Source organism: Halobacillus sp. AWM4_238, from assembly GCF_056158265.1.
In genome coordinates this window covers 3,061,568-3,085,368 of sequence record NZ_JBSWSY010000002.1, presented here as the reverse complement: position 1 = coordinate 3,085,368, position 23,801 = coordinate 3,061,568, and the positions used below count along the sequence as shown (strand labels likewise).

The window sequence follows — 23,801 nt, the reverse complement described above, 5'->3', positions numbered from 1 at the left end:
TCCATTAATCCAATATTTTAACTTTTACATTACGAGTCCCGAATTTAAGAGCTTCGCTTCTAGATGGAACAAAGAGATCGATGCGGTTTCCATTAATGGCACCGCCTGTGTCTCCTGCAATGGCATAGCCATATCCTTCAACCCAAACACGACTCCCGAGCGGAATGACGTTCGGGTCAACGGCTACGACCTTTTTGTTAGGATTCGCTTTCAAGTTGATGCCTGTAGCCGTAATACCAGAACAACCTGTGCAGTTTGCGGTATAAGCGGTGGCATGCATATATAACGTTTTCGCTCCACTTGTATCGTTTCGTGACACGGTTGTAGAAGTTTGGCTGGAAGAAGAACGGGAAGAGCTGGACGAGCCTGAAGCAGCAGCCGTCGCTTTTTTCTCTACTTTCGTTCCAAGAGCAACCACTTTTGTTTGGCTCTCTTTTTCCACCGTTTCTTTGACTAGTTCACGGCTTGCTTCTTCACCGTTTTTCAAGATCACTTCATATTCCTTAGTGATTAAGCCTTTTTCACCACTGGAAACGACTTTCTTTTCTCCTTTTGGAAGAGAACCGTCTTTCTTCGTTTCCACTGTGAAGTCCACTTCCTCTTCTACGATGTCAGTTACTTTTTCAACTCTCGTAATCGCGACTTTTTCATTTGAGGAAAGTTCTTCTTCTTCACTGAGGTTCAATTCATCCAATTCTTCCAGGATGATTCCCTCTTTTTGAAGCAATTCGTCGACCGTGGATGCGGTCGTCCAAACGTTTCTGGATTCTCCTCCGTCATCAACGGTCACTTGGAAGGCTTGTTGGACATTGATGTCCATGCCTTCTTCGATTAGAGCATCAGGATCATGGGAAACTTCATCCCGTTCTTTGAACTCAAGTCCCTCCTGCTCAAAGAATTCCTCCACCGTTGAGGCTGTTGTAAAGTATTCTTCTGTATGGGTACGATCGATGGCTAGTTTGATAGACTTAGATGCTATGTACGTGACATCCATTCCATATTCAACCGGATCGGATAAGTTATGTGATAATTCATCATGTTGTTGGACAGTAACATCGAGCTCTGATAATAATTCGTCGATTGTATCAGCATGGGTGCGTATAAGTTCTTTTTGCCCATTTTGTGTCACTTGAACAGAAGCTTTCGTCGCTTCATATGAAACGGTTACTAAAAAGGCGATGCATAGGACGGCAATCACAGTTGCCCATACCATCATGTGACTAATGGCTGATTTTAACAGGTTTCCTATTTTCATCCTTTGGCCTCCTTTCTAAAGCACGCGTTTTATTGTAGTCAAGCGACAATGTCATGTCAAATGGTGCCCCTTTACGTAAAAAAAGAGGAGCCAGCATGACCATCACTGACTCCTCTATTATGCTATTTTACCTAGACGATTAACATAACAAACATGTTACAGTTCCCATACAATTCGGTCACTTTTGTAACATATTCTCCAAAATCTTCATGACTTCGACTGGATTCCAAAAAATTCGAGGGCATTCGAGGTCGTCCTTTCGCTGACCTCTTCATAGGAAATCCCCTTCAATTCAGCGATTTGTTCTGCTACAAGCTTCACGTATGCGGGTTCATTGCGTTTCCCGCGATTCGGATGTGGTGCAAGGAACGGACAGTCCGTTTCGACTAACAAATGGTCAAGGTCCACCGCTTTTGCCACTTCTTTAGGTAATTTTGCATTTTTAAACGTGACAGGACCTCCCAAGGAAATCATAAAGTTCATGTCCATGCATTCTTTCGCTGTTTCGACCGGTCCACTATAGCAATGCATAATGCCTCCGACTTCTGCCGCATTCTCTTCCTTCAGGATTTCAACGATATCATCGGTCGCTTCACGATTGTGGATGATGACCGGCATCTTCACTTTCTTGGCCAGGCGGATTTGTTTACGGAATACCTCTTTTTGTACGTCTTCCGGTGATTTATCCCAATGATAATCCAGTCCCATTTCACCAATGGCGACGACTTTAGGATGCTGAGATAATTCCTCAATCCATTGAAGGTCCTCATCCGTCATATCAATGGCATCAACCGGGTGCCAGCCGACAGCGGCATAAATATTTTCATACCGCTCTGCGATCTCCATCGCTTTCGGGATGGTTATCCTATCAAATCCCACCACCGTCATATACTGGACACCAGCTTCTTGAGCTCTTTCAATTGTTTCTTCCAAGTCCTCCTCGAACTGATCTGCGTTCAAGTGAACGTGCGTATCAAACAACATTCATTCTCCCACCTTCATCTCATAATCTTCATGTAAAAAAGGGAAAGCACTATGGAGAGCTTTCCCTTTTTATTGGTCTGTTATTTCACTTTGGTTCCATTCTTCAGGGTCTGGTCTACAGATGCTAAAGAAAGGCCGTTGTCATCTTCACCAGCAAGAATCATCCCTTCAGACAATTCCCCGCGGAGTTTTACAGGCTTCAAGTTGGCTACACAAATGACTTTCCTTCCGACTAAATCTTCCGGAGTGTAGTGTTGAGCAATGCCTGATACGACTTGACGCTGCTCATATCCAAGATCCAATTGGATTTTCAAAAGCTTGTCTGCTTTTTTCACCTGTTCAACTTTCATGACTTCAGCGACACGGAAATCAAGCTTCATGAAATCGTCAATCGTTACTTCTTCCGCTTGATCTTTTTTCTCCTCTTTCTTTTCTTCTTTTTGAGGAGCGGATTGCTTCATCATGTCTTTGATGATTTGAGTCTCTTCCTCTGCATCAAGACGCGGGAAGATCGGCTGATCTTTTTGTACTTTCGTCCCAGCTGGAAGGACTCCAAATTCACTTAGGCTCTCCCATGCTTTATGCTCGTCTGCTGTTACTCCGAGCTGTTGGAAGATGCGCTCTGGCGTCTGCGTCAAGAACGGCTGCAGCATAATGGCGATTTGACGAAGAGATTCAGCCAAGTGGGCCATCACGTTACCCAGACGTTCTTTCTGGCTGTCATCTTTAGCCAGTACCCAAGGCTGAGTTTCATCGATATATTTATTCGTACGGCTGACGAATTTCCAAAGATCAGCTAGAGCCACGGAAAACTCCATGTTCTCCAAAGAATCTTCGACCGATACTTTCGTTTCCTGGGCAAGTTTTTCAAGACTCTCGTCGAATTCATCTTCCCCTAGTTTCACCGCTGGAATGTCACCTTCGAAATATTTGCTGATCATTGCGACCGTACGGTTCAACAGGTTGCCGAGGTCATTCGCAAGATCATAATTGGTGCGCTCCACGAATGCTTCTGGTGTAAAGACTCCGTCAGAACCGAACGGTACTTCACGAAGCAGGTAATAGCGAAGAGCATCCAGACCATAACGATCGCTCAATTGAACGGGATCCACGACATTGCCTTTGGATTTAGACATTTTTCCGTCTTTCATTAAAATCCACCCGTGGGCGAATACCTGCTTCGGCAAAGGGAGATCCAGAGCCATCAGCATGATCGGCCAATAGATCGTATGGAAACGGACAATTTCTTTCCCGACTAGCTGGACATCTGCAGGCCAATATTTTTGGTACTTGGAATCATCATCACTTCCGTAGCCAAGTGCTGAAATATAGTTACTCAACGCATCAATCCATACGTAAATGACGTGTTTCTTATTGCCAGGCACGCCAATTCCCCAATCGAACGTCGTCCTGGAAACAGCTAAATCTTCAAGGCCGGGTTTGATGAAGTTGTTGATCATTTCATTCTTACGGCTCTCCGGCTGGATGAATGTCGGGTTCTTTTCGTAGAAATCAAGCAATTGATCGACATAGTTGCTCATCTTGAAAAAGTAGGATTCTTCTTTTACTTTTTCTACTTCACCGCCACAATCCGGGCAGCGGCCGTCTTCAAGCTGACGTTCTGTGAAAAAGGATTCACATGGAGTACAATACCAACCTTCGTACTCATCCAAATAAATGTCACCTTTTTTCATTAAGTAATCAAAAATCTTCTCGACCACAACTTTGTGTCGATCCTGCGTCGTACGAATGAAATCATCATAGGAAATATCAAGTTTATCCCACAATTGCTTAATTCCGCTCACAATATCATCAACGTAAGCTTGTGGAGAGACTCCTTTTTCTTCTGCTTTTCGCTGGATCTTCTGTCCATGTTCATCCGTTCCGGTCAAATACATGACATCGTATCCCCGTAAACGTTTGTAGCGTGCCATTGCATCACCCGCTACGGTCGTATAAGCATGTCCAATATGCAAATTACCACTAGGGTAATAAATAGGCGTCGTTATATAAAACGTCTTGTTTTCCTCAGGCATCCTGTTCCCTCCTAAAAAATCTTCTTACCATAAGTCAAAAAAGGTCATGGTATCATTCTATCGATTTATCTTCTTTATTTCCATTCCTAACATTAAAATATACCGAATTTTACTTAAAACTGTCAAAACAACCAAACATTATAATTTCACATCTGTAAATACTTTGGTAAAATAAAATGTATATAGACAGGTTGGATAAACCAACCAGTTATGGGATGAAAGGGATGGGTGGATGTGAAAAAAGGCCTGATTGAAACCCTTCACTCACCCATTTTCAATACCTGCACCAGTATGTTGATTTGGAAAATCTTATCCCTTTTTAAGTAATTGACACGTCTGGGAATGGTTGGTACTATATTGTCGAGACATATGTCGAAACATGACAGCAAAACTTTTGATTGAGGGGAGACAGAAAAATGAAATCTACAGGTATCGTACGTAAAGTCGACGAGCTCGGTCGGGTGGTTATTCCGATTGAACTACGTCGTACACTAGGAATTAACGAAAAGGACGCGTTGGAGATTTATGTGGACGATGACCGCATCGTTCTAAAAAAGTATAAGCCCAACATGACTTGTCACGTCACAGGGGAAGTTTCAGATGAAAATATGAAACTGGCAAATGGCAATCTAGTCCTGAGCAAAGAAGGCGCACAAATGCTCCTTTCAGAACTACAAGACAACCTAAAATAAATGAGAATTAGAGATAAATAAAAAAGAGACGATTGACTGGTAACAGAGAGAAAAAAGACATATGTTAAATACCCCCTTACTGCTTACAGGCCTTGCAGTAAGGGGGTTTTTTAATGCTTTCTTTATTTTTCTTCCACATGATAGGCCTGATAGACCTCCCGTTTGGGAAGTTTACGGTCTAATGAGGTTTGCTTAATTGCCTCTTTATTTTTCATTCCATCACTTTCGATGTAGTGCTGAACGTGATCCACAACAGATAGGTTGACCCACCACTGGCTAGCCTCCGTCTCCACATCGTCCGCTCCTTCAATCACTACACAAAACTCCCCGCGGACGTGTTCAGAATGAGACCAATCCACTAATTCCCTCAACTCCCCACGCACATACTCTTCATATCGTTTCGTGAGTTCCCTGACTAAGGAGGCTTTGCGATCCCCGAGCACTTCATAAACGTGGCTCAACATCTCTTTTAATCGGTGGGGAGATTCGTAAAAGATCAAAGTGGCTTGAATCGATTGGAGTTGCTCTAAAACGGTGGCGCGATCTTTCTTTTTCCGAGGCAGAAACCCATAAAAGTAAAACGCTTCTGTTGAAAGTCCTGACCCTGCAAGGGCAGGCAGTGCTGCATTCGCTCCTGGTAAAACGACAACGGGAACATCGGCTTCCACCGCCCTTTGGACAAGGTCTGTTCCCGGATCTGATATTCCCGGCATGCCGGCATCACTGACAATAGCAATATTCTGACCATCGCGGAGCCTTTCAATCAACTCCGGCCCTTTGGTATGTTTGTTATGTTCATGGTAACTCACAAGTGTCGTAGAAATTTCGAAGTGATTGAGCAATTTTCTAGAATTCCTCGTATCCTCTGCACCAATCATATCCACTTCTTTCAAAGTATGGACGGCACGGTAGGTCATATCTTCTAAATTACCGATTGGAGTGGGAACAATGTAAAGCGTCCCATGGTCATGATCTATGAAACTTTTTTGTACGTTCATCCATGCTCACCCTTTCTTTGCTCAATCCAGTATTCTTTTTCTTTTTTCGTCATCCGTTTCAATCGGTATTCCTGTTTTAAGGCTTCTGACTTCGTTTCATACACTTCGTAAGCTTCCAGTACAAGCGGCCCTCTACCTCTCGTGTACTTAGCCCCTTTGCCACTCTGATGCTTTTCTAACCTGGATTCAATATTGTTGGTGTATCCGGTATAAAGGGTCCCATCATTACATTTGAGCATATAGACGAAATGACTATTCTCCATAAAGAATTTCCCTTAGTTCTTGAGTGTATTCGTCGTCATTCGTAAGAGCGTAAAGCGGAGGAAGAATTTTTAATCCAGGCTTTCCATCTCTCACTCCCTCAATCAGAAGAATATTCGCCTCTTTTCCTTCTTTCGGATAGACGAGTCGCATCCGTTTCGGTTCCAACTTATACTTCTTGAATAATTGAATGATTTCAACCATCCGCTCAGGACGATGAACCATAGAAACCTTCCCTCCGGATTTCGCAAGTCGACTGCATGATTCGACCACATCTTCTAAACTGCAATGGATTTCATGTCTTGCAATAGCCAGATGCTCATTTAAGTTCTGTTCATCTGCTTTCGGGGTAGGAAAATATGGAGGGTTGCATGTGACAAGATCAAACTTGTTATTGCCGTAATGACCGGGCATATCCTTCAAATCTCCATGGATCATGTCGAGTTGACCTCCAAGGTCATTCAACTCAATGTTACGGAGGGCCATATCATAAAGCCGTTCCTGAATTTCCACCCCGGTAATCGGAACGTTGGACCGTGTCGAAAGAAAGAGGGGGACGACCCCATTCCCCGTACATAAATCCAGGATTTTTCCGCGCGTTTTTGGTACATAAGTAAAATCAGCGAGTAACACAGCATCCAATGAAAATGCGAATACGCTCGGGCTTTGAATAATGCGCATGTTTTCCTTCGCTAATAAAAAATCAATTCGTTCATCGCCATATAATTGAACCATTTCTGCTTTCCTTTCTTTTTTCACTCTATTTTCTATGATCTATCACTTTGACACTCAGTTTCGAGACTATCGTGTGAGTTTATGGTGGCTGTGAAACGGTATCTCGATTACCACTCTTAAACAACCCTGCCATGATATAAAGAGAGCCCTTCCTCGGACGAGCAAGGAAAGGCTTGGACCTGGAATTATTTCTTTTTGTTCAAGAAAGATAAACAAAACAGGCAATCTTCGTCTCTCGGGCTGCCAAAATGAAGATTACAAATATGAAAGCCTTCTTCGTACAGTCTCGCGAGGTTATCATAACCTTCACCGACAACTGCGCCCTTGTCCTGTTTGGAGCCTGAAGAGGACTCCTCCTTTTCATTTTCTTTCTCTAATCGTTGTCGCAAGTGATGATTTTCAAGCGATAAATGCTGGTTTTCTTCTAAAAGATAAGCCAGCTGTTTTTTTAAATCGCCGAGCTGTTCATAGAGCTCACCGATTTGACTTTCAAAATGGGATACTTGTTCAAATATGGCTTTCTTCTTCACGCTCGACTCCACCCTTTATTCTGAGGCTTCGGTTTGAAGAACTCCTTCATCGATCAGCTCTTGCAGAGAGTATTCAAGGACACGCTCTTTGTCGCGGAATTCAATCTGCACCATACGTTCGAGCATATTAAGTCCAACGACTTTTCCTTTACCGAAGGATGTCGCAATGCTTTCACCGAGGTCAGGAAGCTCTTTCTTCGCATATTCATAATCATCATTTTCATACTTGAGACAACACATCAAGCGGCCACATAGTCCAGAAATTTTCGCTGGGTTCAGCGATAAGTTCTGATCCTTGGCCATTTTTATAGAAACAGGTTCGAAATCACCTAAAAACGTTGAGCAACAAAGCATCCGTCCACATGGACCGATTCCTCCGAGCATTTTCGCTTCATCTCTGACACCAATCTGGCGCAGTTCGATCCTCGTCTTGAATACAGACGCAAGATCCTTGACTAATGTACGGAAGTCCACACGGCCATCAGCCGTAAAGTAAAAGATGACTTTATTACGATCAAACGTGTATTCGACATCCACAAGATTCATGTCCAATTTATGTTCACGGATTTTCTTTTCGCAAACCCGGTAAGCTTCTGCGGCGTTGTCTTTGTTTTCATCCACCGTTACTTTATCTTTATCATCTGCCATACGAATGACTTTTTTAAGAGGTAAAACAACGTCTTCTTCATCTATGGATTTATTAGCAATGACAACTTTTCCGAATTCGATCCCGCGTACGGTTTCGACGATGACATAATCATCTGTCGTCATCCGCAATTCCCCCGGATCGAAATAATATACCTTACCCGCCTGCTTAAATCGGACACCTACAACTTCGATCATTCGATCATCACCTCTGTAGTTGAAGGGTAAGTTGTTCCATCACTAAATTAGGATGGACATTTTGATTTATCTTTCGCTTCGCCTCAAGAATATTTGTTAAGCTTCGCGCTGCTGACTGACGTGACCATCGCATCGCTGCCTGGTTCAATTTTTCTCTCTCTGTCGTAAAAATAATTGATTCTTCCCGGTCCAAAAGTTGGTTAATCACATCTTGGAACCAAAGCATCAATACATCCAGACCACGCTGCATCTGCGTTCGCTCCTTGAAATGAGGCATCCACTGATGATTGATAAACAAAAGTCCTTCATTTGGTTTATTTTGAAGCACTTCAATTAATTGTATCACTAATTTTCGCACATTCGCAAACCACTCATCTTCATTCATCTCAAGGGCTTCTGTCAAGTTATTCGTTAGGGAAGAAAGCAGTCTCGCATTTGATTCAGAAACCCCTTCCTGGACCAGTTTCTCCTGGATACGAAATGGATTCAGAGGCTGGAAGGCGAGCAGTTGACAGCGGGACCTGATGGTATCCAGAATGGTCGATCCGCTCTCTGTCAGCAGCATGGCTGTCGTCTGCTGACTCGGTTCCTCTAAGAATTTCAATAACCGGTTTGAAGCGTTGACCGTCATTTTTTCTGCATCGACGATGATGTAGACTTTTCGGTTTGACTCCAGACCCGTGTAGGTAAATTCTTTTTGCAAATGAAGGATTTGTTCTTTTTTTATGGATTGTCCCTCAGGCTCAATCCAGTGCAAGTCTGGATGGTTTCCTGAATCAATTCTGTGGCAGTCCCGACAACTCTGGCAAGGTTCAGCCCCTTCTCTGCTTTTACAAAAAATGCTTTTCGCAAAAAGGATGCTCATCTCCCGTTTACCGGTGCCTCGATCGCCTTGGAACAAATAGGCGTGTGAAATCCGATCCTTTTTGAAACTGTTGACCAGCATTTGCGCAGCTAGAGGCTGTATGTCTTTCATTTGTGTCCAAGTCTGCATACTACTTCCGTCCTTACGTATATAAATTAATGAGCAAACCTTTGATTTCACCGATCAGCCCTAGAAGGTCAACGGTTCGTTTTTCTTGATCCATAACCGCCTCTGTCAATTCAGACAGCTTCTCATCGACAGATTCTACAATGGTCAACTTGCGGGTCTGTCCCTGTGCATTCCAACTATGAGAATGCTTCAGGTTCATCCCATATTGAACGGATTCTTTCATGAAGTCTTTGATCAGACGCTTATATTTAGCCAAGTCACGGAAGGACCGAGCCCTAGCCACCCGTTCCCCCTGTGCTGTGATACTATTCAAGAGTCGATTCAATTGGGCTTCTTGAAGCTGTCGTGATTGAGACTGAACCATAGCATCAAAACCAGGCTTCCCGTTCAACTGATGAGAGGATTGTTTTTTTGCCGCATCCATCTGTGTCCGTATTTCTTGATTGATCTTCATACTTGTACCCCTTCTAAGTTAAAACTGAAAAAAGGAATCGACCGGCAAAATGAATACAGTGGCTCCTCCTACCTCAACCTTCACTGGTTTTGGAATATAAGAATCCGCATTCCCACCCATCGGTGAGATGGGAGCAACCATCTGTTCACGCTGACTGCAATTATCTTTAATAATATCTAAAGCATCATCCACTTCGTCATCCTCACAACCAATCATGAAGGTTGTGTTGCCTTCGCGTAGGAATCCACCTGTCGTTGATAGTTTAGTCGTTTTGAAATCATTCTCGGCTAAGGCATCCGTCAAGCGATTGCTGTCTTTATCCTGAACGACTGCAATAATCATCTTCATGCCAGCATACCCTCCTGTTGGGTGTTTTCTCCTATTATAACAAATGCCTGGAAATTATGATGACAAGTGACTGCTTAATACTTGGTAGGCATCTTTTTTCACGGACTCAAATTCCTGATCGGCATCGATCACCTTGATCCGGTCCTTATTTTCAACAGCCAACTGATGATAGGCATCATAAACCTTTTCATGAAAATCAATATGTTCAAGGTCAAGACGATTCTTCTCTCTTCCTTGGTTCTCAGCGATCCTCTCCAAACCACGCTCTGGCTTGATATCAAACAATAATGTCAAATCCGGCATGTGGTCATCAATCGCAAATTCATTGATTTTAAGCACTTCCTCCAAGCCAAGGCCTCGAGCCGCTCCCTGATAAGCAAGACTAGAATCTACAAAACGGTCACAAAGGACAATTTTGCCTTCGTTTAATGCGGGGATGACTTTTTCCACGAGATGCTGCCTGCGTGCAGCTGCATAAAGCAGAGCTTCTGTACGTCCATCCATTTCTGTATGAGAAGGATCAAGGATCACTTCTCTTACCTTTTCCGCAATACGAATCCCCCCAGGCTCTCTCGTTTCAAGCACTGGATAGCCTTGTTTCGTCAATTCTTTTCCGATCTCACGCAGGATGGAAGATTTACCGGCTCCATCGCCGCCTTCGAAAGTTACAAACAAACCTCTCACATCTATTCTCCTTTAAAAACAAGAACCCCTTGTTCCATACCTGTATTTTGAAAACGTGCACCCTGACTCAACAAAGCATGCACATAATTGATGTTTCGATCATTCAACCGCTCTCCTTTCATGACTAAAGGGATGCCTGGTGGATAAGGGATGAGTGCTTCTGCTGCCACACACCCTCGAGCATCTTGCCAGTCCACTCTCACCACGTCCATTTCTTGCATGAGCGAATAGCTGTACTCCAGCTTTTGAATCGCTGGAAATTGAATCTGATCCTCTATTATTGTAGCACGGTTCGGGACCTTTTTTAATTGGGAATCCAAGGTGTTCAGCCGGTCTTCCAAATCCAGCAGATCTACACTCGGGGCGAGTCCTAACACGAGTAAAACTTGATTTGTCGTCGCAAGTTCCGGTACAATCCCTGCTGCGTCCAAAGCTTCCGCTACTTCAAACCCTGTTCCGATTTTAATCTGCAGGGTAAGCTTCAACGGGTCATCCGTGGTTCTCACATCCCAATAGCTATACGCCTTAAACAAGGCCTTTACTTGTTCTAAGAAAGTAAGCAAGTCCTTCTGATCAGCAGGCTGCCAAGAAGCTAAATAAGCCCTCGCCACATCTAAACTTGCCATCAGTGGATAGGAGGGACTGCTCGACTGCAGCATTTGCAAGTAATGACGGATGCGATTCCCATCGATCCGGTCTCCTTGTACGTGTAGGAACGAGGCCATAGTCATTGCAGGGGCCATTTTGTGCGCAGACTGAGCCACAACATCTGCACCTGCAGATAGAGCCGTCTTTGGGAAGGGAGTCCCTAGATGAAAATGGACCCCGTGGGCTTCATCAACCAGTAAGGGGATACACGAATGATGGACGACTTCTGCGATTTTCTCCAAGTCATACGTCCGCCCAAAGTAATCTGGATACGTCAAAAACACGGCTTTACTATCAGGATAATCCATCAATGCTTGCTTGACGTCCTCTGCAGCAACGAGACTGTGTCGTCCTGTTTCCCGTTCATACCTGGGAGAAATAAATATAGGAGATGCACCGGAGAGTTCGAGAGCATTCAGTACGGACTTATGACAATTTCTCTGTACAATAATCTCATCCCCTGGTCGGCAAACAGATAAAATCATGGCCATATTTCCAATCGTTGTACCATTGATCAGAAAAAAAGTTTGATTACTATGAAAAAAATTACTCGCTAACTGCTGAGCTTCTTGAATGACACCTTCTGGGGCATGCAAATCGTCCATACCCTCCACTTCTGTCGCATCCAACTGTAAGATCGATTGAAAATTATCAAGGGCCTTCTTATCAAACACTTTTCCATACTTATGGCCAGGTACATGGAAAGATAAAGGATTTCGTTCTATATTCCGTTTAAGCGCTTCGTATAGCGGCATATATGTAGTATTCATATCAATCACCTTCTTCCATGTTCAAGCTTACATAAATAGCCTCAGACAAGCAATACACCATTCAGTGTTGAAGAAATGCAAGGGTGTTAACGGCTAGACACCCTTGCATCCACTTTCTACAAAGACACATGGTTAATAGCGCGGATGCCTAAGCGCTGAAAACAAGTGTGATTTTTTTCTATACCTGATGGAGAACATAAAAACATCCACCCTTGTGATCAGGATGGATGTGTATTCTTCTTCATAGCTGCTACGCTCGTTTATATTAAGAGGGAATCATCGAACGATGGGCTTTTGCCATACGTTTTACAAAATAATCATATTTCGGGTCATCGGCAGGGGTATCAATCATTTCTTCTTCACAATCTTCACAAATAAAAACCCTTAATAGATAAATTCCCTTTTCTGTCTCTTTTTCGCATATACTGCATTGATCTTTACGGCTCACTCGCTCTCCTCCTCTCCTTCATCACTATTTCTTTACTTTTAGTATCTCCGAATCTATCAACCTTATACGTCAATATGAAAAAGAATAGTATTTATATAATCAAAGAGGAAGAATGAGATAAAACAGAAAGCACAAAAAACCTCCAGGAATAATCCTGAAGGTTTTCTAATTGACGTGGCGGCGTCCTACTCTCACGGGGGTAAACCCGACTACCATCGGCGCTGAAGAGCTTAACTGCTGTGTTCGGCATGGGAACAGGTGTGACCTCTTCGCCTTCACCACCACATCAATATAAAGTTTGAGGTAAACCCTCAAAACTGGATAAGGAAACATCTTTTTTGAAAAAGAAATGCTTTTCACGACTGATTGAAATCAGATAGATAAGTCATCGATCCATTAGTATCCGTCAGCTCCACGTGTCACCACGCTTCCACCTCGGACCTATCAACCTCATCGTCTCTGAGGGATCTTATTACCTTATAGGTAAGGGAAATCTCATCTCAAGGGGGGCTTCATGCTTAGATGCTTTCAGCACTTATCCCGACCACACGTAGCTACCCAGCGATGCTCCTGGCGGAACAACTGGTACACCAGCGGTGTGTCCATCCCGGTCCTCTCGTACTAAGGACAGCTCCTTTCAAATTTCCAACGCCCACGACGGATAGGGACCGAACTGTCTCACGACGTTCTGAACCCAGCTCGCGTACCGCTTTAATGGGCGAACAGCCCAACCCTTGGGACCGACTACAGCCCCAGGATGCGATGAGCCGACATCGAGGTGCCAAACCTCCCCGTCGATGTGGACTCTTGGGGGAGATAAGCCTGTTATCCCCGGGGTAGCTTTTATCCGTTGAGCGACGGCCCTTCCATGCGGAACCGCCGGATCACTAAGCCCGACTTTCGTCCCTGCTCGACTTGTAGGTCTCGCAGTCAAGCTCCCTTGTGCCTTTACACTCTGCGAATGATTTCCAACCATTCTGAGGGAACCTTTGGGCGCCTCCGTTACCTTTTGGGAGGCGACCGCCCCAGTCAAACTGCCCACCTGACACTGTCTCCGGACCGGATCACGGTCCTGGGTTAGAATGTCCGTACAGCCAGGGTAGTATCCCACCAGCGCCTCCACCGAAGCTAGCGCTCCGGCTTCCAAGGCTCCTACCTATCCTGTACAAGCTGTACCAACATTCAATATCAGGCTACAGTAAAGCTCCACGGGGTCTTTCCGTCCTGTCGCGGGTAATGTGCATCTTCACACATAGTATAATTTCACCGGGTCTCTCGTTGAGACAGTGCCCAAGTCGTTGCACCTTTCGTGCGGGTCGGAACTTACCCGACAAGGAATTTCGCTACCTTAGGACCGTTATAGTTACGGCCGCCGTTTACTGGGGCTTCGGTTCAACGCTTCGCATAAGCTAACGCATCCCCTTAACCTTCCAGCACCGGGCAGGTGTCAGCCCCTATACTTCGCCTTACGGCTTCGCAGAGACCTGTGTTTTTGGTAAACAGTCGCTTGGGCCTTTTCACTGCGGCTCCTCGGCAGAGGAGCACCCCTTCTCCCGAAGTTACGGGGTCATTTTGCCGAGTTCCTTAACGAGAGTTCTCCCGCTCACCTTAGGATCCTCTCCTCGCCTACCTGTGTCGGTTTGCGGTACGGGCACCTCTTTCCTCACTAGAGGATTTTCTTGGCAGTGTGAACTCAGGAGCTTCGGTACTATATTTCCCTCCCCATCACAGCTTGACGTTGCCGGACGGATTTGCCTATCCGACCGTCTCACTGCTTGGACGCGCACATCCAGTGGCGCGCTCTCCTTATCCTCCTGCGTCCCCCCGTCGTTCAAACGGAAAGGAGGTGGTACAGGAATATCAACCTGTTGTCCATCGCCTACGCCTTTCGGCCTCGGCTTAGGTCCCGACTAACCCTGAGAGGACGAGCCTTCCTCAGGAAACCTTAGGCATTCGGTGAAAGAGATTCTCACTCTTTTTTCGCTACTCATACCGGCATTCTCACTTCTAAGCGCTCCACCAGTCCTTACGGTCTGACTTCACGGCCCTTAGAACGCTCTCCTACCACTGATCATAAGATCAATCCGCAGCTTCGGTGGTGTGTTTAGCCCCGGTACATTTTCGGCGCAGAGTCACTCGACCAGTGAGCTATTACGCACTCTTTGAATGATGGCTGCTTCTAAGCCAACATCCTGGTTGTCTAAGCAACTCCACATCCTTTTCCACTTAACACACACTTTGGGACCTTAGCTGGCGGTCTGGGCTGTTTCCCTCTCGACCATGAACCTTATCACCCACGGTCTGACTCCCAGAACAAAGTCTATGGCATTCGGAGTTTGACTGAATTCGGTAACCCGATAGGGGCCCCTCGTCCAATCAGTGCTCTACCTCCATGACTTTCTATTCTGAGGCTAGCCCTAAAGCTATTTCGGAGAGAACCAGCTATCTCCGTGTTCGATTGGCATTTCACCCCTACCCACACCTCATCCCCGTAATTTTCAACTTACGTGGGTTCGGGCCTCCAGTCAGTGTTACCTGACCTTCACCCTGGACATGGGTAGATCACACGGTTTCGGGTCTACGACCGCATACTCACTCGCCCTATTCAGACTCGCTTTCGCTGCGGCTCCGCTTCTACTGCTTAACCTCGCATACGGTCGTAACTCGCCGGTTCATTCTACAAAAGGCACGCCGTCACCCATTAACGGGCTCCGACTACTTGTAGGCACACGGTTTCAGGTTCTCTTTCACTCCCCTTCCGGGGTGCTTTTCACCTTTCCCTCACGGTACTGGTTCACTATCGGTCACTAGGGAGTATTTAGCCTTGGGAGATGGTCCTCCCGGATTCCGACGGAATTCCTCGTGTTCCGCCGTACTCAGGATCCACTCCGGAGGGAGAAAGATTTCGACTACAGGGCTGTTACCTGCTCTGGCTGACCTTTCCAGATCGATTCGTCTATCTTCCTCCTTGGTAACTCCAATGGAGTGTCCTACAACCCCAGAAAGCAAGCTTTCTGGTTTGGGCTGATTCCGTTTCGCTCGCCGCTACTCAGGAAATCGCGTTTGCTTTCTCTTCCTCCGGGTACTTAGATGTTTCAGTTCCCCGGGTGTGCCTGCCTATACCTATGTATTCAGTATAGGATACTGTTCCATTACGAACAGTGGGTTTCCCCATTCGGAAATCTCCGGGTCAAAGCCTACTTACGGCTCGCCGGAGCATATCGGTGTTAGTCCCGTCCTTCATCGGCTCCTAGTACCAAGGCATCCACCGTGCGCCCTTATTCACTTAACTATCGTCGTGAAAAGACGTTTACAATTTCAATTAGATGTCTTGTCATCAAATGTCTCATCGTTAGATGAAGACAATGATTCCTTATCCAGTTTTCAAGGTTCACAAGTTGAAAGATCGTTTGATCTCTCAAAACTGAACAACCAACACAGTACGTTTCCGTTATTTCCTTAGAAAGGAGGTGATCCAGCCGCACCTTCCGATACGGCTACCTTGTTACGACTTCACCCCAATCATTGGCCCCACCTTCGGCGGCTGGCTCCAAAAAGGTTACCTCACCGACTTCGGGTGTTGCCAACTCTCGTGGTGTGACGGGCGGTGTGTACAAGGCCCGGGAACGTATTCACCGCGGCATGCTGATCCGCGATTACTAGCGATTCCGGCTTCATGCAGGCGAGTTGCAGCCTGCAATCCGAACTGAGAATGGTTTTATGGGATTTGCTACACCTCGCGGCTTCGCTGCCCTTTGTACCATCCATTGTAGCACGTGTGTAGCCCAGGTCATAAGGGGCATGATGATTTGACGTCATCCCCGCCTTCCTCCGGTTTGTCACCGGCAGTCACCTTAGAGTGCCCAACTAAATGCTGGCAACTAAGATTAGGGGTTGCGCTCGTTGCGGGACTTAACCCAACATCTCACGACACGAGCTGACGACAACCATGCACCACCTGTCACTTGGTCCCCGAAGGGAAAGCCCTATCTCTAGGGTTGTCCAAGGATGTCAAGACCTGGTAAGGTTCTTCGCGTTGCTTCGAATTAAACCACATGCTCCACCGCTTGTGCGGGCCCCCGTCAATTCCTTTGAGTTTCAGCCTTGCGGCCGTACTCCCCAGGCGGAGTGCTTAATGCGTTAACTTCAGCACTAAGGGGTGGAAGCCCCCTAACACCTAGCACTCATCGTTTACGGCGTGGACTACCAGGGTATCTAATCCTGTTTGCTACCCACGCTTTCGCACCTCAGCGTCAGAAACAGACCAGAGAGTCGCCTTCGCCACTGGTGTTCCTCCACATATCTACGCATTTCACCGCTACACGTGGAATTCCACTCTCCTCTTCTGTCCTCAAGTTCCCCAGTTTCCAATGACCCTCCACGGTTGAGCCGTGGGCTTTCACATCAGACTTAAGGAACCGCCTGCGCGCGCTTTACGCCCAATAATTCCGGACAACGCTTGCCCCCTACGTATTACCGCGGCTGCTGGCACGTAGTTAGCCGGGGCTTCCTCGTTAGGTACCGTCAAGGTACCGTTCTATTCGCACGGTACTTGTTCTTCCCTAACAACAGAACTTTACGATCCGAAGACCTTCATCGTTCACGCGGCGTTGCTCCGTCAGACTTTCGTCCATTGCGGAAGATTCCCTACTGCTGCCTCCCGTAGGAGTCTGGGCCGTGTCTCAGTCCCAGTGTGGCCGATCACCCTCTCAGGTCGGCTACGCATCGTCGCCTTGGTGAGCCGTTACCTCACCAACTAGCTAATGCGCCGCGGGCCCATCTGTAAGTGATAGCAAGAAGCCATCTTTCAACTTTCCTTCATGCGAAAGAAAGTATTACCCGGCATTAGCCCCGGTTTCCCGGGGTTATTCCGATCTTACAGGCAGGTTGCCCACGTGTTACTCACCCGTCCGCCGCTCGTTCCACGAGCTTCACCCCGAAGGGATCCACTCGCTTCCCGCGCTCGACTTGCATGTATTAGGCACGCCGCCAGCGTTCGTCCTGAGCCAGGATCAAACTCTCCATAAAAGTTAAGTTTGACTTGCTCATTTGCACACCGAATGTGCTTGTTTCAAAATTCTTCTATAAAGAAGAAATGTTTTGACGTACTGGTTGGTTCGTTCAGTTTTCAAAGATCAAATGTTTTGTTCGCCGCTTCAAAACAGCGACTTAATTAATATATCATGTGCAGTTGTTTTCGTCAACAACTTTTTTATGATTTATTTTGTTAAGCCGTTTGCGGCTTGCCGCTCTTTTAATGCGACAAGTAATAATATATCATGTCTGTTGTTTTGCGTCAACAACTTTTTTCATGATTTTGTTTGGCTCGTAGTCGCTCTCTTAATGCGACGCTTACTAATATAGCATGGGGTGAATTCTTCCGTCAATAACTTTTCAAAAAAAGATACATATTTTCAAAGAATGTTAGTGAAAAGAGAGAGATCCCTTACTAGAGGAAGGTTTTATGGCCATTACATGCCGCATTATATAATAAGGAAAGATCTTAATAACAGGAATTCTCCACAAAATTAAAAGAGGAAGCTTTAAGCTTCCCCTTTTAAATGATCCAAAAATGAATCGCTGTTAAAGACAATACTCCAGGAACACCCAATATAGCTGACACGATGGCTGTGAAACCGTTAATTGGAACATGGAGCCCGAATTGGGCACCAAACAAGTTCACAAAGAACAATAGAATGACAGCTACAATCAACCTTGTCATGACCTGGCCGACCACCTTCAACGGCTTATTCGGCATACCTATAATGAGTAATAAAGGAATAGCCAGTCCCAATAAGAGAATGACGAGTACCGGATCCATAAAAAACCCCCTTGTCCAAGAAACTGTTCTATCAACAGTCTATGCTCGTAGACAAGAGGGTAGTACATCCTTTAAGACAAGGCGTTGATTCCTCTGAATCTCGCTTCTCTTAATAAGTAGAAATATTTCGCTTTGATGACAGCTAAATCATTCAAGCCTTCTTCGCTTGGTTCGATGCTTTGTTCAATGATTGTGTTTAAAGTTTCCCACTCCCGCTTCAACTCTTTAATATGAATGAGGAGCTCTCGATCCAATTCTTTTTTCACAGTCTTTTTTCTACCAAACAAACCTTCTCACCCCTCTTAAAGTTCTCTTCTTCCTTCAAGAGCTTTGGACAGGGTCACTTCATCAGCATATTCAAGGTCTCCCCCGACTGGAAGCCCATGAGCAATCCGCGTCATTCGAATACCCGATGGTTTCACAAGACGGGAAATATACATCGCTGTCGCTTCGCCTTCAATATTTGGGTTTGTTGCGAGAATCAATTCTTCTATTCCCTCATCTTTCAACCGGTTGATCAGGCTTGCTACGTTGATGTCTTCCGGACCAATGCCATCCATTGGGGAAATCGCTCCGTGAAGCACATGATACTTCCCACTGAATTCTTTCATTTTTTCCATGGCGATGACATCCTTTGGATCCTGGACGACGCAAATCAATGTTTGGTCTCTGGAATCATCCTGACAGATGGAGCAAGGATCCTGGTCTGTGATGTGACCGCAAACAGAACAATGGGTGAGCTCCCTTTTTGCATTTACAAGGGATTTAGCAAAATCGAGGACATCATCCTCTTCCATTTCTAAAACGAAAAAAGCCAGGCGAACAGCCGTCTTCGGTCCGATTCCTGGCAGTTTCGTAAAACTGTCGATCAGTTTTGATATAGGTTCCGGGTAATACATGAAAATTCCTCCTAGAACATTCCTCCAGGCATACCTTTCGTGAATTGTCCCATAGTATCATTCGTTTTGTCATCGACTTGCTTCAAGACGTCATTCGTAGCTGTGATGATCAAATCTTGGAGCATTTCTACGTCATCAGGGTCGACAACTTCTTCATTAATCTCAACGTCGGTAATTTCTTTCTTTCCGTTCGCTGTTACTTTTACCATGCCGCCACCAGCAGACGATTCGAATGACATGTCATAAAGCTCCTCTTGAGCTTTCATCATTTTCTTCTGCATTTTCTGCATTTGTTTCATCATATTGTTCATGTTTCCTCCACCACGCATGGAGCATTCCTCCTTTAAATAGCTGTTAATCTTGTACTTCTATCAAATCATCTCCGACCAGTTTCCTGGCTTCTGAAACTAAGGGATCCTCTTCACCCGTTTGCGGTGAAGAAGGTTCACTTTCATCTCCTTCTACTGCAGGCTCTTCGTCAGATGATTGTTTCTGTTTTCGGACGTATTCTTCCCTGATTTCCTGCCAGTTTGGTTCAGGGATCGGAATAATCGTCATCGGTTTCCCAATGAATTCAGTCAGCAGTGGCTCAATTGTCTTCTGGTGTTCTGATGCCAATGAGCAATGGATGTCATACCGGAAGGCAAGAACGAGCGCCTTAGATGAGGCCGCTCTTGGCTTACTGTTCAAAAGCGTTGCATGAGCCGGAGCGTTCGTTCGCTTCAAAGCTTCCATAAAGTCTGCCCAGCGCCCCTGAACGTTCTTAATGTCTTCCTTTGAAGCTTCGTTTAACACCTGGCGAATACGTTCATAAGGAACATTATACCCTTTTTTTCCGGATTTTGCAGGGGCTCGCTTTTTCGCCGGTGCCTGAGGTTGTGCTGTTGTACTAACCCCTTTTTCCTTGAGGGTTGAAAGCTCCTTTTCCAGGCTTTCAATCTTCCTTGCCAGCTGATCGACGGCTTCTGATTGGACTGGCTGCCCCTGGGAGGGACCTACCTGTACTTCAACCATATTCAGCATGGCAATTTCAATAAATACTTTCGGGCTCGTCGTCCATTTCATTTCCTGCTGGCAACGATTCAGTTCGCGGATTGCTTGCTGAATCCAAACGGGAGATAATTCGCCTGATAAGCTTTTGAAAGCTTCATCAGGAATCGCTCGTTCCAAATTATGCTCAAGGTCTGGTGCACTTTGGAACAAAAGCAAATCCCTCAAATAATAGATCAGGTCGAAAACAAAACGCCCAGGGTCTTTTCCTTGTTGAATCAAGTCATCCACCGCTTCAAGCGCTGCTCTTGCATCCTGATTATGCAGCGACTGCAAAACCGCTGTCAATTTGCTTTGAGATACAGACCCCGTCACGGCAAGGACGTCTTCAATCGTCACTTCATCATCACTGTAGGAAATCGCCTGGTCAAGGAGACTTAAAGCATCACGCATTCCACCTTCAGCGGTGAGCGCAACAATCTCAAGCGCTTCTTTTGCAATAGAGATCTCTTCAACGGATGTAATCTTCTCCATCCGGTCTACCATCGCTTTTTGAGAAATCCGCTTAAAATCAAATCGCTGACATCTGGATATGATCGTCAATGGAATTTTATGAGGTTCTGTTGTAGCAAGGATGAATATGACGTGCTTTGGAGGTTCTTCTAATGTTTTCAATAAAGCATTGAAAGCCCCCATGGAAAGCATATGAACCTCATCGATAATGTACACTTTGTAAGGCACTGCACTAGGAGCGTATTTCACCTTGTCCCGGATCTCCCTGATTTGCTCCACACCATTGTTTGAAGCGGCATCAATTTCAATAACATCTGAAATGGACCCGTCTTGAATTCCAAGGCAAGCATCACACTCGTTACACGGTTCCTTTACAGGGGAACGCTCGCAGTTGACGGCTTTGGCGAAAATTTTGGCAGCACTCGTTTTCCCTGTCCCTCTCGGTCCAGAGAATAAATACGCATGCGAAAATTTATCCTGCTCGATCGCATTCTGCAGTGTTCGTGTAATATGCGTTTGTCCGACGATTCCTTCAAAATTTCGCGGGCGCCATACGCGATATAAAGCCTGATAGCTCATAAAACCGTTCTCCCTTTTTAGTCTCTTCCTCATTATACCTGATTCAAGGTTGTGATGTGAACCTTCAAAGATAGGTATAAAAAAAGAGCTGCTATGAACGAATCATAACAGCTCCTTGCGCTTTTTTATGTAATGCCGTGCACCCATCTTCGATGATGTGGCCCTAAGCGTTACTTATGGTTGTGGCTCGACCCAGGCACTCCCACGGCACACGGGAGAGACAGCTTACTGCTGCTTCCTTCCGGACCTGACAGGATTCACTGGTTCCCGTTGCGCAGGACCTGGGTGTCAACACCACTCACATAAGGCAGACCTTAAGGCCGCACCACCTCGGATGGGGATTCGGCCTCGCTATAGCGGATTGCGAGTACAGGGCACCGCTACCTCCCCGCTTAGCACGGCATTAACAAGTATAGCGAGTTTTCGAGAAAAATGCAATGATAAAACACTGTTAATTATTAGTCGACGACTTATTTTTCTTACGCTCGCGCAGGTTCCGGAAGAAATCCGTCAATATTTTTCCGCATGTTTCTTCCATAACTCCTGGAAGAACTTCTGATGTATGATTGAAGCGGTTGTCGTCCAAAAGATTAAGAAGCGTACCTGCAGATCCCGCTTTCGGATCCTTCGCACCGTAAACGACCCGGGGAATTCTCGATTGCAGAATAGCCCCCGCACACATCGGACAGGGCTCTAGAGTGACATACAACGTGCATTCTTCCAACCTCCAGCTCCCTATTTGCTTATTCGCCCTTTCAATGGCGATAAATTCTGCGTGAGACGAAGCCAGCTGGGACGTTTCCCTTTGGTTGTATCCGGTGGCAATCACTTCTCCATCTTTCACGATGACAGCCCCAATCGGAACTTCCCCTTCGCCCTCTGCTTTTTCAGCTTCTTCTAAAGCAAGTTTCATATAATGTTCATCGTCTAGCATGATGGTCCTCCTGTGATTTTCAAGAATAAATCCTTTTTCATCTCTCATACATTAATAAAGATGAGAAAGGAGCGAAGTCATATGCAAATCCACGTTGTTCAAGAAGGAGATTCGGTGTTCTCCATTGCTGGTCTCTACGATAGTACGCCAAACGCCATTACCGAGGCAAATGAACTGGAAACCCCGGGAGACCTTGTCATCGGTCAGGCTCTTGTTATACCGATTGTCGGTCAATTTTATTTTGTCCAGCAAGGGGACAGCTTATATTCTATTGCCCAACAATTTAACACTACGGCAGAAAAACTTGCACAAGTAAACGGTCTGCAAGCCGGGGTCACTCTTGCTGTTGGTACACGTCTATACATTCCAGATGAGCCCCCTAGGCCGATTACAGCGAATGCTTATATTGAACCTTTCGGAGGTGAAGTTTCAGATACGCTCCGTTCTTCTGCTGAAAACAGAGCAGGATCACTGACCTACCTAGCTCCGTTCAGTTATGAATTACAAGAAGACGCTTCCCTGAAGGCTCCACCACTTGATAATTTCAAAGAAATCGCTCAACAAAACGATACCGCACTAATGATGGTTGTCACAAACTTGGCAGAAGACGGATTCAATGCTGAATTAGGCCGGAAGATTCTTTCCGATGAAGCTTTACAGGATAAACTGCTCGACAACATCATTCAAACGACAAAACAAGTAGGGTATAAAGACGTCCATTTTGATATGGAGTTCCTCCCCCCTGAAATGAAAGAAAACTATAACCAGTTTCTGAGAAAAGCAAAAAAACGATTGGCAGCAGAAGGTTTACTCATTTCCACAGCTCTTGCCCCTAAAACGAGTGCCGATCAAAAAGGAGCATGGTATGAGGCCCACGACTACAAAGCCCACGGTGAAATTGTGGACTTCGTCGTTTTAATGACCTATGAGTGGGGATACAGCGGAGGTCCTCCACGAGCAGTAGCTCCCATTGGCCCGGTGACGGAAGTCGTGGATTACGCATTGTCAGAAATGCCGGCTGAAAAAATCCTTCTCGGTCAAAACCTGTATGGCTATGACTGGACGCTTCCTTATGAGCCTGGTGGGGAGTTTGCAGAAGCAATCAGTCCACAGCGTGCCATTCAAATTGCTAGAGAAAACAATGTCCCGATTTCCTATGATCAGAAAGAGCAAGCCCCTTACTTCACATATACCGATGATGCCGGGAAGAAACACGAAGTATGGTTTGAAGATGCCCGTTCGATTCAACAAAAATTCGACTTGATCAAAAATCGCGGTCTGCTTGGAATCAGCTATTGGAAACTGGGACTTTCCTTTCCTCAAAACTGGGTGTTGCTCGATGGACAATTCAGTATTGATAAGAAATAAAAAAATCCTCTCACCGA

The 23,801-nt window shown here is 45.6% G+C and carries 22 protein-coding genes, 3 rRNA genes and 1 other RNA gene; 2 read left to right on the top strand and 24 right to left on the bottom strand.

Annotated features, from left to right (window positions below; translation table 11 throughout):
* Positions 1-4: 4 nt before the first annotated feature.
* From ACXACN_RS15270 to metG, 3 genes are all read right to left on the bottom strand, one after another.
* Entirely contained in the window at positions 5-1,255 is a 1,251-nt protein-coding gene (locus ACXACN_RS15270) for a ubiquitin-like domain-containing protein (protein WP_474965629.1), read from the bottom strand.
* Between the two features lie 207 nt (positions 1,256-1,462).
* Complete coding sequence (locus ACXACN_RS15265; protein ID WP_474965627.1) at positions 1,463-2,239, bottom strand: TatD family hydrolase; 777 nt, start codon at positions 2,237-2,239, stop codon at positions 1,463-1,465.
* 80 nt (positions 2,240-2,319) lie between these two features.
* Positions 2,320-4,275, bottom strand: coding sequence for a methionine--tRNA ligase (gene metG, locus ACXACN_RS15260; RefSeq protein ID WP_474965625.1), 1,956 nt, complete (start codon positions 4,273-4,275; stop codon positions 2,320-2,322).
* Between the two features lie 416 nt (positions 4,276-4,691).
* Between metG and ACXACN_RS15255 the strand changes: the two genes are divergently transcribed.
* Positions 4,692-4,967: an AbrB/MazE/SpoVT family DNA-binding domain-containing protein gene (locus ACXACN_RS15255; protein WP_075038313.1), complete on the top strand. Its 276-nt coding sequence runs from the start codon at positions 4,692-4,694 to the stop codon at positions 4,965-4,967.
* 122 nt (positions 4,968-5,089) lie between these two features.
* Here ACXACN_RS15255 and rsmI read toward each other — a convergent pair whose 3' ends face one another.
* The 21 genes from rsmI to tadA all read right to left on the bottom strand — a co-directional run bounded on the left by rsmI (position 5,090) and on the right by tadA (position 22,416).
* Positions 5,090-5,965, bottom strand: coding sequence for a 16S rRNA (cytidine(1402)-2'-O)-methyltransferase (gene rsmI, locus ACXACN_RS15250; RefSeq protein WP_474965623.1), 876 nt, complete (start codon positions 5,963-5,965; stop codon positions 5,090-5,092).
* Complete coding sequence (locus ACXACN_RS15245; RefSeq protein ID WP_474965622.1) at positions 5,962-6,228, bottom strand: GIY-YIG nuclease family protein; 267 nt, start codon at positions 6,226-6,228, stop codon at positions 5,962-5,964. Before ACXACN_RS15245 ends, rsmI begins: the two co-directional genes overlap by 4 nt.
* Positions 6,218-6,961, bottom strand: a complete 744-nt coding sequence (locus ACXACN_RS15240; RefSeq protein WP_474965620.1) for a tRNA1(Val) (adenine(37)-N6)-methyltransferase — start codon at positions 6,959-6,961, stop codon at positions 6,218-6,220. The genes ACXACN_RS15245 and ACXACN_RS15240 overlap by 11 nt, the downstream gene beginning before the upstream one ends.
* A 185-nt stretch (positions 6,962-7,146) precedes the next feature.
* Positions 7,147-7,491, bottom strand: a complete 345-nt coding sequence (gene yabA, locus ACXACN_RS15235) for a DNA replication initiation control protein YabA (protein WP_474965618.1) — start codon at positions 7,489-7,491, stop codon at positions 7,147-7,149.
* Between the two features lie 15 nt (positions 7,492-7,506).
* Complete coding sequence (locus tag ACXACN_RS15230; protein ID WP_474965616.1) at positions 7,507-8,334, bottom strand: PSP1 domain-containing protein; 828 nt, start codon at positions 8,332-8,334, stop codon at positions 7,507-7,509.
* Between the two features lie 7 nt (positions 8,335-8,341).
* Positions 8,342-9,328: a DNA polymerase III subunit delta' gene (gene holB / locus ACXACN_RS15225; protein WP_474965614.1), complete on the bottom strand. Its 987-nt coding sequence runs from the start codon at positions 9,326-9,328 to the stop codon at positions 8,342-8,344.
* Positions 9,329-9,341: 13 nt separating this feature from the next.
* A complete protein-coding gene (locus tag ACXACN_RS15220) occupies positions 9,342-9,782 on the bottom strand; it encodes a YaaR family protein (RefSeq protein WP_474965613.1) in 441 nt (146 codons plus the stop codon).
* Positions 9,783-9,800: 18 nt separating this feature from the next.
* The gene (locus tag ACXACN_RS15215) at positions 9,801-10,130 is read right to left on the bottom strand and encodes a cyclic-di-AMP receptor (RefSeq protein ID WP_146818749.1); all 330 of its coding nucleotides are present in this window, start codon (positions 10,128-10,130) and stop codon (positions 9,801-9,803) included.
* A 54-nt stretch (positions 10,131-10,184) separates the two neighbouring features.
* A complete protein-coding gene (gene tmk, locus ACXACN_RS15210; RefSeq protein WP_474965611.1) occupies positions 10,185-10,814 on the bottom strand; it encodes a dTMP kinase in 630 nt (209 codons plus the stop codon).
* A 2-nt stretch (positions 10,815-10,816) separates the two neighbouring features.
* A complete protein-coding gene (locus tag ACXACN_RS15205; protein WP_474965610.1) occupies positions 10,817-12,232 on the bottom strand; it encodes an aminotransferase class I/II-fold pyridoxal phosphate-dependent enzyme in 1,416 nt (471 codons plus the stop codon).
* Positions 12,233-12,497: 265 nt separating this feature from the next.
* Positions 12,498-12,680 carry a sigma factor G inhibitor Gin gene (locus tag ACXACN_RS15200; protein WP_474965608.1) on the bottom strand — a complete coding sequence of 61 codons (183 nt, stop codon included), beginning with the start codon at positions 12,678-12,680 and terminating at the stop codon, positions 12,498-12,500.
* A 172-nt stretch (positions 12,681-12,852) separates the two neighbouring features.
* Positions 12,853-12,966, bottom strand: a 5S ribosomal RNA gene (rrf, locus tag ACXACN_RS15195).
* A 90-nt stretch (positions 12,967-13,056) separates the two neighbouring features.
* Positions 13,057-15,972 (bottom strand): 23S ribosomal RNA (locus ACXACN_RS15190).
* A gap of 171 nt (positions 15,973-16,143) precedes the next feature.
* Positions 16,144-17,708, bottom strand: a 16S ribosomal RNA gene (locus ACXACN_RS15185).
* Together the 16S, 23S and 5S rRNA genes form the textbook arrangement of a ribosomal RNA operon.
* A gap of 529 nt (positions 17,709-18,237) precedes the next feature.
* Positions 18,238-18,501, bottom strand: coding sequence for a pro-sigmaK processing inhibitor BofA family protein (locus ACXACN_RS15180; protein WP_474965606.1), 264 nt, complete (start codon positions 18,499-18,501; stop codon positions 18,238-18,240).
* A 71-nt stretch (positions 18,502-18,572) separates the two neighbouring features.
* Positions 18,573-18,788: a YaaL family protein gene (locus tag ACXACN_RS15175; protein WP_474965604.1), complete on the bottom strand. Its 216-nt coding sequence runs from the start codon at positions 18,786-18,788 to the stop codon at positions 18,573-18,575.
* A gap of 15 nt (positions 18,789-18,803) precedes the next feature.
* Entirely contained in the window at positions 18,804-19,400 is a 597-nt protein-coding gene (gene recR / locus ACXACN_RS15170; protein ID WP_474965603.1) for a recombination mediator RecR, read from the bottom strand.
* A gap of 11 nt (positions 19,401-19,411) precedes the next feature.
* On the bottom strand, positions 19,412-19,729 hold the full coding sequence (locus tag ACXACN_RS15165; protein ID WP_474965601.1) for a YbaB/EbfC family nucleoid-associated protein: 318 nt from the start codon (positions 19,727-19,729) through the stop codon (positions 19,412-19,414).
* A 25-nt stretch (positions 19,730-19,754) separates the two neighbouring features.
* Positions 19,755-21,482: a DNA polymerase III subunit gamma/tau gene (gene dnaX / locus ACXACN_RS15160; protein ID WP_474965599.1), complete on the bottom strand. Its 1,728-nt coding sequence runs from the start codon at positions 21,480-21,482 to the stop codon at positions 19,755-19,757.
* Positions 21,483-21,617: 135 nt separating this feature from the next.
* Positions 21,618-21,883: signal recognition particle sRNA large type (ffs, locus tag ACXACN_RS15155), an RNA gene on the bottom strand.
* A gap of 50 nt (positions 21,884-21,933) precedes the next feature.
* Positions 21,934-22,416: a tRNA adenosine(34) deaminase TadA gene (gene tadA, locus ACXACN_RS15150; RefSeq protein ID WP_474965597.1), complete on the bottom strand. Its 483-nt coding sequence runs from the start codon at positions 22,414-22,416 to the stop codon at positions 21,934-21,936.
* Between the two features lie 81 nt (positions 22,417-22,497).
* On the opposite strand from tadA, the gene ACXACN_RS15145 reads away from it, so the two are divergent.
* On the top strand, positions 22,498-23,784 hold the full coding sequence (locus ACXACN_RS15145; protein ID WP_474965595.1) for a glycosyl hydrolase family 18 protein: 1,287 nt from the start codon (positions 22,498-22,500) through the stop codon (positions 23,782-23,784).
* Positions 23,785-23,801 lie beyond the last annotated feature (17 nt).